The sequence below is a fragment of the Gammaproteobacteria bacterium genome (assembly GCA_013696315.1).
Lineage (GTDB): Bacteria > Pseudomonadota > Gammaproteobacteria > JACCYU01 > JACCYU01 > JACCYU01.
Map to the genome: position 1 here is coordinate 1 of JACCYU010000243.1, position 10,219 is coordinate 10,219.

The window sequence follows — 10,219 nt, forward strand, 5'->3', positions numbered from 1 at the left end:
GCGCCGCGGCGCCCGAGTCCACCGTGATGATGTCGATGTCGTCGTGACCCAGCAGTTCGGTGACGCTCAGGCGCTCGGCCGCATTGTCCTCGACGATCAGCAGGCGTTTGCGGCGCGGGGCCGCGAACGCCTTGAGCCGCGCCAGCGCCGCTTCCAGATCTTCGCTGGTCGCAGGCTTGGTGAGGAAAGAGAACGCGCCGCGGGCGAGACCATGCTGCCGGTCCTCGTCCAGCGTAACCATCTGCACGGGAATATGACGTGTGGCGGCGTCCTGCTTGAGCTGGCTCAACACCGTCCAGCCCAGCATATCGGGCAGAAATACATCTAGCGATACCGCGGTCGGGTGGTGTTCGCGGGTAAGTGCCAAGGCTTCCGAGCCGCGCATCGCGACCAGCACCTTGAAGCCATTTTCGCGCGCGAGATCGACCAGCAGCCGCGCGTAGTGCGGGTCGTCTTCCACGATAAGCAGGATAGAGTCATCCGCGGCGAGCGACTCGCGATCGTCCGGAATGTGTACCGTCGGATGGTCGGAGGAGGGCTGCGCCACCGGCAGGCTGCTAGTGATAGCGGTAACCTTGGCGTCTGCTGTGAGCATTGGCGCTGAGGAGCCAACATACCGCAACGGCAGAAAGAGCGTAAATGTGCTGCCCACGCCGGGCGCGCTGCGCAGCTGAATCTCGCCGCCGAGCCGGAACGCCAGTTCGCGACTGATGGCAAGGCCAAGACCGGTGCCGCCGTACGTGCGGCTGGTGCCGGCGTCGGCTTGCTGGAATGCCTCGAATATGAGTTTCTGCTTATCCAGCGGGATGCCGATGCCCGTGTCCGATACCTCGAAGGCGACCACCGTGGCTGACGCCTGCAGCACCGGATTATCGGAATTCCAGCCGCCCGCGACCGCCGAAACACTAAAGCGCACTCCGCCATGCTCGGTGAACTTGAAAGCGTTGGACAGCAGATTCTTGAGCACCTGCAGGAGGCGCTTCGAATCCGTGACCATGGTTTTGCTCAGCGACGGGTCCACCGAGATATCGAAGGACAGGTGGCGATGCTCGGTCTCGTGGCGAAAGGTGCGTTCCACCATGCCCAGCAGCGTGACAAACGAGATCTCCTCGGCCTCCACGGTGACCGTGCCGGATTCGATCTTGGAAAGATCCAGGATATCGCTGATAAGGTAAGCAGGTCTGTGCCGGCGCCATGGATGGTGCGGGCGAACTTCACCTGCCTGGCGCTAAGGTTGCCGTCCAGATTATCGCCGAGCTGCTGACCCAGGATCAGGATGCTGTTTAGCGGTGTACGCAGTTCATGCGACATGTTCGCCAGGAATTCCGATTTGTATTTGGAGGTCAGGGCGAGCTCCGCCGCTTTTTCCTCAACCGCCCGGCGCGCGTGCTCAATCTCCTGGTTCTTGCGTTCCACCTCCACGTTCTGTTCCGCCAGCTCCTGTGCCTTCTGGGCGAGTTGTTCGTTTTTCTGCTGCATTTCCTTTTGCTGCGCCGTCAGCTCGCCGGCAAGCTGCTGGGACTGCTTGAGGAGTGACTCCGTCTGCATCGTCGCTTCTATACTGTTGAACACGATGCCGATGCTGGTGGTCAACTGGTCGAGAAACGTGAGTTGCGATGGCGTGAACTCATTCAGTGACGCGAGCCCAATGACCGCCTTGATCTGCCCCTCGAACACCACCGGCAGGAACACCAGGCACCGTGGCAGAACCTGCAGCAGACCGGAGCCGACCGGCACGGTGTCCGGAGGCACGTCGTTGACCAGAATGCGACGCTGATCGACGGCGCACTGCCCGAGGAAGCCTTCGCCCAGTGCGAGTCGTTCCGGGTAGCCCCCGTGATTGAGATTTCCGTAGCTCGCTAGCAGTTTGAGGTGCGGCGCTTGCTCCTCCTCCAGCCAGTAAATCAGGCCTTGATGAGCGTTGACCAGCGGTACGAGTTCACTCAACAGTTTCCTGCCGACTATGGTCAGGTCGCGCTGGCCTTGCAGCATGCTGGTGAACTGGGCGAGGTTGGTCTTCATCCAGTCCTGTTCGTTCTTGCGATCGGTAGTGAGCCGCAGATTGCCGATCATGGCGTTGATATTGTCCTTGAGCTCAGCCACTTCGCCGCGGACGTCGACCTGGATGGATCGAGTCAGATTGCCCTGGGTGACAGCGGTGGCGACTTCGGCAATGGCCCGCACCTGATTGGTGAGGTTCGCGGCCAGGAGATTGACGTTGCCCGTGAGGTCCTTCCAGGTGCCGGCCGCGCCGGGCACGTTGGCCTGTCCACCCAGGCGGCCTTCCACCCCGACTTCGCGTGCTACGGTCGTTACCTGTGCAGCGAAGATCGCCAGTGTGGAGGTCATGTTGTTGATGGTCTCGCCGAGCGCCGCCACTTCGCCCTTGGCGTTAACCGACAGCTGCTGTTTCAAATCGCCGCCGGCCACCGCGGTTACGACCTTGACGATGCCGCGCACCTGTTCGGTCAGGTTAGTGGCCATGACGTTGACGTTGTCGGTTAAATCTTTCCAGGTGCCGGCCACGCCGGGCACCTGTGCCTGACCGCCGAGCTTGCCCTCGGTGCCGACTTCGCGAGCGACTCGGGTCACTTCGGCGGCAAATGCATTGAGCTGATCCACCATGGTGTTGATGGTGTTCGTCAGCTCGAGGATCTCGCCCTTGACGTCCACCGTGATCTTGCGCGACAAATCGCCGCGCGCCACGGCGGTGGTGACTTCCGCGATGTTGCGTACCTGCGTGGTCAGATTCGCGGCGAGCAGGTTGACGTTGTCGGTCAGGTCTTTCCATGTGCCGGCCACGCCGGGCACCACGGCTTGACCGCCCAGACGGCCCTCGGTGCCGACCTCGCGCGCGACGCGGGTCACCTCGGCCGCGAATGAGCGAAGCTGCTCGACCATGGTGTTCAGCGTTTCCTTGAGTTGCAGGATCTCGCCGCGCACGTCCACCGTGATCTTGCGCGAAAGGTCGCCGCTGGCGATGGCGGTCGCAACTTCGGCGATGTTGCGCACCTGTGCCGTGAGATTACTGGCCATGAAGTTGACGCTGTCGGTCAAATCCTTCCAGGTGCCGGCCACACCGGGCACCTGCGCCTGACCGCCGAGCTTGCCCTCGGTGCCGACTTCGCGCGCGACGCGAGTCACCTCGGATGCGAAGCCGTTGAGCTGGTCGACCATGGTGTTGATGGTCTCCTTAAGCTCGAGGATCTCGCCGCGCACGTCCACCGTGATTTTGCGTGACAGGTCGCCGCTGGCGATGGCGGTCGCCACCTCGGCGATGTTGCGCACCTGCGCGGTCAGATTGCTGGCCATGAAGTTGACGTTGTCGGTCAGGTCCTTCCAGGTGCCGCCGACGCCAGGCACCTGCGCCTGACCGCCGAGCTTGCCCTCGGTGCCGACTTCACGCGCGACGCGGGTCACCTCGGACGCGAAAGCGTTGAGCTGGTCGACCATGGTGTTGATGGCTTCCTTGAGCTGCAGTATCTCGCCGCGCACGTCCACCGTAATCTTGCGCGACAGGTCGCCGCTGGCCACCGCGATCGTTACGTCGGCGATGTTGCGCACCTGCGCGGTGAGATTGTTGGCCATGGAGTTAACATTGTCAGTTAGACCCTTCCAGGTGCCGGCCACGCCCGGCACCACGGCCTGTCCGCCCAGACGTCCGTCGGTGCCGACCTCGCGCGCGACGCGCGTGACCTCGTCGGTAAATACACCGAGCTGCTGCACCATGGTGTTGACGATCGTCGCGGAGCGCAGGAACTCGCCTGCCAGCGGTTGCCCGTCGACGTCCAGAGGCACAGTAGTCGAGAGATCGCCGCGGGCTACGGCCGCGACGGCGCGGGTGACCTCGGTCGTTGGCCACAGCAAATCGTCGATAAGCGTGTTAATGGAGGACTCCATCTCGCCCCAGGCGCCGCTGGAGCGGCCAAATTTGGCGCGTCGTCGCGTCTTGCCCTCTTTGCCAACGATCTGCCCGACCCGCTTGAGCTCTCTAGCCATGCGTTCGTTGGTCGCCAGGATATCGTTAAAGGTGTCGGCGATCTTGCCTTCCAGTCCGACCCGGTCGCCGGGCAGGCGCACGGAAAAGTCGCCAGCGCGCACCGCCTGCAGAACGACAAGCAGGTTTTGTGAATCGAAGGAATAAACTTCCTCGTCAGTTTCGGCGAACTCCGTCGTCCGGGTCGTCGAAGTGCTTCTCTCCATGAAATCTGCTCCGGTGCATGTAGCCGCATGAATTGTCCGCTTGCTTCGCCGCCTTGAAGCGCGCGAAGCGATGTGCGTCGCGCTCTGGTTGATGCGTATCAACTAACACGCGGCGAAGCCCGCGCTTTAAGGGTTCTCCTGCCAGCCGATGCTCAAGCAATCAGGCATCGCTACTACGCTTGCTGCTGCGCCGAGCGAGCGGGTTCCGCGAGGCGTTGTTTGCCGCGCCTGCAAGCGATTGGGTAGGAACGAGAAAGTTTATAGGGAGCCCGCGCACGCGGCGAGACGGCCGGGTGGCCGATTTATGGCTATTCGTCGGGGTTATTACGCCGCTCATCCCGCGTCGCCGCAGACCGCTCAGAAAAGTCTACGGCAGAGGATTTTTCTACTGTGGCTCCGAGGCTGGCGGCGCGCGACCACTTTGCGGTTTTTGCGCACGATCGCCAGTAAGCTCAAAATGAAGGAGAACAGAAGAGACCGGCGTCCATGGCAAGCAGAGTGGGCGCGCCCAGAATGTCTATCGGGTGCTTGGAACAGTAGATCTCGTAATTGCGCGGGAGCCGTTTATAGATAAGCCGCTCGAGACCACAGTAGTTGTCGATGGCGAGCATTTCACCATCAACTGCATCATCAGGGTGGTGCCGCTACGGCCTGAGGTGCCTACATTATGTTTGTGTCTTGGCATCGATTGCGTTTGACCAGCTGGTCGAAAAATCGTGTCGTTAAGCCCAGATTAATTAATTAAGACACGGACTTTAAGGGAATTTTCAAAACTACAGCTTGAAGAGCAACGCCCAGCGCGGCCCCGACGGTGTTGGCGAACGCATCGATTAGCGACGAGGTACGTCCCGGCAAAAAATACTGGATCGACTCGAAACTTACGGTGGTCAGCGCGGCGATGGCCACGACAGCCGCGGCGAATTTCAGACCGCCGTCAAACCGGCGCCGCGCGGGTGTAAACAGCAACACGCCCAGCGGCACGAACAGCACGATATTGGCCAGGATTTCGCTTGTTTCGCGTGCGTTGGAGGACAGTGGTCCGTGCGGCCACTTCAGAAAATCATCGCTGCCCCGAATCAGGTATCGCGGTATCTCAAGCGCCGGCGCGATTCCGGGCGGCTCCCTCAGCGCGCGCGTGCCGCTGAAATCGTAGCCTGCCAGCGCGCCGCGCCGTTGCGGCTCACGCGCTTCGGCGCCGGCCGAGAACAGGCGCTCAATTTCGCCGCTTCCCAGCGCGCGATCCCACAAGGTGACGGCGTAAAGCTTGCCGAGCCAAGGCCGCTGGCCCGTCAGCTCGTTGCCGAATACGAGGTAATGGCCGTCGTCCCAGTTGCCGAAGCCTCCGCCCGGCATCGCGGCGTCGAAGCGCCGCCTGCCATCGACGTAGACGCGCTGCCGCGTGAAGTCATAGGTCACGACCACATGCTGAATGGCATGCGTGACGAACGCGTCCCTGACCTGCACGAACGGCTTGAGCGCATTGGCATCCGTGCGCACGGTGCGCAGGCGCATGATCAGATCGTGGCCCTGCTGCGCCAGGGTAAAGTTTCGCGCGAATATGTCGCGTGAGCAGGACACGATTCGCGCGTGTCTGGGCGGATCGTTGCGCCCGGCAGCCACCCAGAGTTCCAGCGAAAAGCCGGCGCCGCGTCTAAGCGCGGCAACAAGCCCCCGCGCCGGCGCTGTGGAGCGCACCGCGCCCGGCGCGGCGAACTCAATTCCCGCGCCATTCATCTGGCGCACGCCGTTATCGACAATCGGCGAGGCTGGCGAAGTAGCCCAAGGTCAATCCGTAGCGGATGAGCCAGGCCGGACTCCGGCGGAGGTTAGGTTTAGCGATTTTTCAGTCCCTGACTTCCAAGGCCGAATTGCCGTATCGTGATCTGCCCCGACGTATCGGCAACGCCGCCTACGCAGCCCTGTCGCCGTCGACCTCGACCTTTACGCCACGCGCCAGAAAACACAGATGATCGCGTACTTTCAGGGCGTTCTCCAGTGGCTGCTCGTAAACCCATGCCGCGTCCGCAATGCGATGTCCGTCGAGCGTGACCGTGCGATAAGTCGCCGTGCCCTTGTAAGGACACACGGTGCGCGTCGCGCTCGGCTCCAGCAGTTCGCTGCGTACGTGCTCGGGCGCGATATAGAATCGGTTCGGCAGGCCGGTTTCAGACAAAACCTTTGGCCGCCGGGTTTCGGCGACCAAATGACCAGCGGCGATGACCTGCACGTGGCGGCTGCTTTCGCGCACGTCTACCCGATGGTAGGGATCCCGCAAATGGCCTTGAATCTCTTCGTCCTCGTCGAGCCAGGTATCCATCGCATCCCAGTGAAACGCGAGATATCCGCGCAGCCAGCGGGCCGCGTCCTGTGGTTCCGGGTAGGCCCACATCGCGTTCTCCGCGATGCGATTCTGGCCGCGCACCGACCAGTACGACGCATCGCCCTTGTACGGGCAGTGCGTGGCGCGATCCGTCGCTTCGCATAAATCGAGACGCACGTCCTCGCGCGGCACGTATAGCTGCGGCAGCAGGCCGGTTTCGTGCAGAAGTTTGCCGCCACTCGAGTCCAGCACGGTCTCGCCGTCGAAGATGGCGCGCACGCGGCGCGGAAAACTTTCGAAAAACAGGCGTCGCGCGGGACCTTCGATGCGGTAATTCGCCTCAGCCGGCTTGCCCGCCAGCGGGCCGTGGGAAATTGTCAGGCTCATGGGTTTGACTCCCTCATGGCGCATGACTCGCACAAGGATATGCGGCGACGCCGCCAGCGAGCCAACGAACGTCGGACAAGCAAGATCGGTTCCCTGCGTATCCACGGTTGACAGCGCTCGCGCCCACGGTTGACATCTCTGACTCGCCTTGCAAAGCAGCATGGGTCGTTTTAATTTAGCGCCGAGGTGCAATCGGGGCGAACTGACATCGGGCCGTAGCAGAATAGGGGGCAGCAGACCGTGAAAGATTTGATCGTGCATGTTGAGAGCTCGGCGCGCTGTACCGCCCGCATCGAGTATGCGGCGCGCATGGCGCGGCGGTTAAACGCGCGGCTGGCGGGTGTATACGCCTTGCAGGCGCCGGTTATGCCGCTGGATGATGGTCTGTTGCAGGGGCTGGAAGGCGCGGTTACCGCACCGGAAAGTTTGGAATACAACGCGCAGATCTCACATGCCGAGGGCGAGGCCGCCGAAGAAACATTCAATCGCTGCGTTGCCCGTCATGCGGTGGCAGCGCGGTGGCGAACGATGGCCGGCGGTGCTGCTGACGTAATGATTGCCTACGCGCGATTCGCTGATATGGCGATAATCAGTCAGGCGCACGCGGGCGGCGAGGACATCGCCGCTGATGTGGCATTGCGGGCGGGGCGACCGGTGCTGGTCGTGCCGCACACGGAGCGTTTGTCGGCGGCGGCTGACCACGTCATGGTCGCCTGGGATGCGAGCCGCGAGGCGGCGCGCGCGCTGCACGACGCCATGCCGCTGCTGCGCGCGGCCTTGCGCGTGACCTTGCTGTCGATCGGCCCGGCGGAAAAAATGCCGCCCGGCGTAGATATTGTCGAGCATCTGGCGGCTCATGAAGTGCAGGTCGAATCCGAGCACGATGACGGCGGCGAGCGGGATCGGGGCAGTTGCCTGGTGGCCCGTACCGCGGAACTCGGCTGCGATCTCATCGTCATGGGCGCGTACGGGCATTCACCGCTACGGCAGCGCGTTCTGGGCGGGACCAGCAGCTACGTGCTCAAGCACATGAGCGTGCCCGTGTTAATGTCGCATTAACGGCGCGGCTCTGAACCGTGAGATGGCAATGTAATTGCTACAAACTGGCCGTGTAAAACCTACAACCCGAAGGCACGACGCATACGCACACGGCGCGCGCACCTGATAGGCCACAACCGCGCGTGCCACACAAAGGCCACCCCAGGGGTATAACCTGCGGTGCGGCGACAACCGGCACGTGATTTGCTCCATTGTCTGTCAATATCGATTCATTCACATTCAGCTAACAGCGAGGCACCGACAATGGCACATACGCTTCCCGAACTGCCTTATCCAAAGAACGCGCTCGAGCCGCATATCTCGGCCGAGACCATGGAGTATCACCACGACAAGCATCACAAGACCTACATCGATACGGTCAATCAGCTCATTGATGGCACGGATCTCAAGAACGCATCGCTGGAAGAAATCATCAATGGCACAGATAACCAGAAGCTGTTCAACAATGCGTCTCAGGCCTGGAATCACAACCTGTTCTGGCAGTGCATGAGCCCCGATGGCGGCGGTGCGCCACAAGGCGAACTGGCCAGCGCCATCGAGAGTAGCTTTGGCTCGTTCGATGACTTCAAGAAAGAATTCAAGACCACCGCCACGTCGGTGTTCGGCGCCGGCTGGGCCTGGCTGGTGAAGGACAAGAGCGGCAAGCTCGCCGCGCGCGATCTAAAGCATGCCGGCCGCAACCCGATAGCGGAAGGCGAGACCGCGCTGTTCGGTCTGGACATGTGGGAGCACGCCTATTACATCGACTATCGCAACGTCAAGGCAGACTATGTGGATCATTTTTGGGAAGTCACCAACTGGGACTTCATCGCTCGAAACCTTGACAAATAATCTTACCGGGTAATGGAACCGGCGAGGCTGACAATGATGGGACAGAAACATGTCTGAAGGCGCGCCCAGCGGAACGGTAAGAGTGCGCGCTTGGCCGGACGAAGAACGTGCCGAACGCGCGCCCAATAACGTCAGCGACGGCGAACGGGTACTGTCCGCTGTCGCCGGCGGCCTGCTGATGATCAGCGGGGTGCGGCGGCTGTCGCTAAGCGGCCTGGTGTTGACCGCGCTAGGCGGCGCGCTGGCCTATCGCGCCGCGTCGGGTCATTGCGCTGCGTACGAGCGGCTGGGCATAGATAATTCCGCGAACCAAAACGGTTCTGTGTCTGAAACGCAGCCGACGCAAAATTCGGATGAATCGTATTCCGGCTCGAACCGATAATACGCCGCGCCAAGGTCAGGTCTTGTACGCGCTGTCGTGAAGATTGCGAAGCGGCGATCATGGGAAAAGAGCCGATTACGGCCGCGGATCAAAACTGGTATTTCAGGTCGAGCTCGATGAAGAGCCATTCGCGTTCGTCATCGAAGCGCTGCCGGTCCGCGCGGATGCCGATCTCGCCCTCGCCGGCGGTAGTCAAGCCTGCGCTACGCCGGGGCCGGCGTCGGCGGGCGACAGGTTAAACCGTGTCTCCAGCAGCTTCGACACGGTCTCGACGAGTTGGTCCAGCGGTCTGGGTTTGGACAGACACACGTCGATGCCGAGCACGCGTGCGGACTTTTCGATTTCAGGCGTGCCGTATGCGGTCAGCAGGATGGTGCGCGGCGTCGGGTTGCGTGCGAGCGCATACGCCGCGATGTCCAGCCCGTCGGTATCCCCGCCGCCGAAAAAGCCGCAGATCGGTGATCAGCACCGCATAGCTGCGCCCGGCCAATAAGTTTAGGGCCTCCTGCTTGTCGCGCGCGCAGTCGACTTCAAAGCCGTAAGCGGCGATATATTCGCGTATGGCGAACAGGATGGCGCGCTCGTCGTCGACCAGCAGAATGGTAGGTTTCATAGAGATCAGAAAAAATCTATCCGTCAAGCGAGATCCGGAATACGCAGGCTGCGGCGGCGGCATGAGCGACGCGACCGCCACGCATGGATACTAGCAGTTTCTACGCGACCATGGCGACCAGCGGCGGACGCGCTCAGAAATACACTTGCATGCGGGTTTGTATCAACGCTTCGGACTCCGTGCCATCGGCTACTTCTTCCCGCTCGATGTGTGTGCCGTTGAACATGAGTTTCAGGTACTCCGTTGGATACCAGTTCAGGCCCAGGCTGAAGGCTTCGCCGCGATCTCCTTCCAGCGCGCCATCCTCCAGATTTAGATAACTGTAGCGGGCGGCCAGCTCCCACGCACCACGTGTGAAGAGCTCGAGCGGGTTGATCAGCGAGCGAAGACGCACCGGACGCTCCGGCTCAACGCCATAAAAGAT

At 61.7% G+C, this 10,219-nt stretch carries 7 protein-coding genes and 1 pseudogene; 3 read left to right on the forward strand and 5 right to left on the reverse strand.

Going from position 1 to position 10,219, the window contains the following annotated elements; all coding sequences use genetic code 11:
- The 3 genes and pseudogenes from H0V34_14125 to H0V34_14135 all read right to left on the reverse strand — a co-directional run bounded on the left by H0V34_14125 (position 1) and on the right by H0V34_14135 (position 6,910).
- A pseudogene (locus H0V34_14125) lies at positions 1-4,203 on the reverse strand (HAMP domain-containing protein).
- 741 nt (positions 4,204-4,944) lie between these two features.
- Positions 4,945-5,937, reverse strand: a complete 993-nt coding sequence (vanZ, locus tag H0V34_14130) for a VanZ family protein (protein ID MBA2492770.1) — start codon at positions 5,935-5,937, stop codon at positions 4,945-4,947.
- 175 nt (positions 5,938-6,112) lie between these two features.
- Positions 6,113-6,910: a DUF427 domain-containing protein gene (locus H0V34_14135; GenBank protein MBA2492771.1), complete on the reverse strand. Its 798-nt coding sequence runs from the start codon at positions 6,908-6,910 to the stop codon at positions 6,113-6,115.
- 240 nt (positions 6,911-7,150) lie between these two features.
- Between H0V34_14135 and H0V34_14140 the strand changes: the two genes are divergently transcribed.
- The 3 genes from H0V34_14140 (at position 7,151) to H0V34_14150 (ending at position 9,182) form a co-directional block, all read left to right on the forward strand.
- Complete coding sequence (locus tag H0V34_14140) at positions 7,151-7,969, forward strand: universal stress protein (GenBank protein MBA2492772.1); 819 nt, start codon at positions 7,151-7,153, stop codon at positions 7,967-7,969.
- Positions 7,970-8,212: 243 nt separating this feature from the next.
- Complete coding sequence (locus tag H0V34_14145; GenBank protein MBA2492773.1) at positions 8,213-8,800, forward strand: superoxide dismutase; 588 nt, start codon at positions 8,213-8,215, stop codon at positions 8,798-8,800.
- Positions 8,801-8,849: 49 nt separating this feature from the next.
- On the forward strand, positions 8,850-9,182 hold the full coding sequence (locus H0V34_14150) for a DUF2892 domain-containing protein (protein ID MBA2492774.1): 333 nt from the start codon (positions 8,850-8,852) through the stop codon (positions 9,180-9,182).
- 343 nt (positions 9,183-9,525) lie between these two features.
- On the opposite strand, the gene H0V34_14155 is transcribed toward H0V34_14150, so the two are convergent.
- Both H0V34_14155 and H0V34_14160 read right to left on the reverse strand, forming a co-directional pair.
- On the reverse strand, positions 9,526-9,795 hold the full coding sequence (locus tag H0V34_14155; GenBank protein MBA2492775.1) for a response regulator: 270 nt from the start codon (positions 9,793-9,795) through the stop codon (positions 9,526-9,528).
- Between the two features lie 133 nt (positions 9,796-9,928).
- Positions 9,929-10,189 carry a hypothetical protein gene (locus tag H0V34_14160; GenBank protein MBA2492776.1) on the reverse strand — a complete coding sequence of 87 codons (261 nt, stop codon included), beginning with the start codon at positions 10,187-10,189 and terminating at the stop codon, positions 9,929-9,931.
- Between the last annotated feature and the right edge of the window lie 30 nt (positions 10,190-10,219).

Bases quoted from the DNA above. Each gene is read 5' to 3' on its own strand.
- H0V34_14155 (MBA2492775.1), bottom strand. From the start codon at position 9,795: ATGAAACCTACCATTCTGCTGGTCGACGACGAGCGCGCCATCCTGTTC.
- H0V34_14135 (MBA2492771.1), bottom strand. From the start codon at position 6,910: ATGAGCCTGACAATTTCCCACGGCCCGCTGGCGGGCAAGCCGGCTGAG.
- vanZ (MBA2492770.1), bottom strand. From the start codon at position 5,937: ATGAATGGCGCGGGAATTGAGTTCGCCGCGCCGGGCGCGGTGCGCTCC.
- H0V34_14150 (MBA2492774.1), top strand. From the start codon at position 8,850: ATGTCTGAAGGCGCGCCCAGCGGAACGGTAAGAGTGCGCGCTTGGCCG.
- H0V34_14145 (MBA2492773.1), top strand. From the start codon at position 8,213: ATGGCACATACGCTTCCCGAACTGCCTTATCCAAAGAACGCGCTCGAG.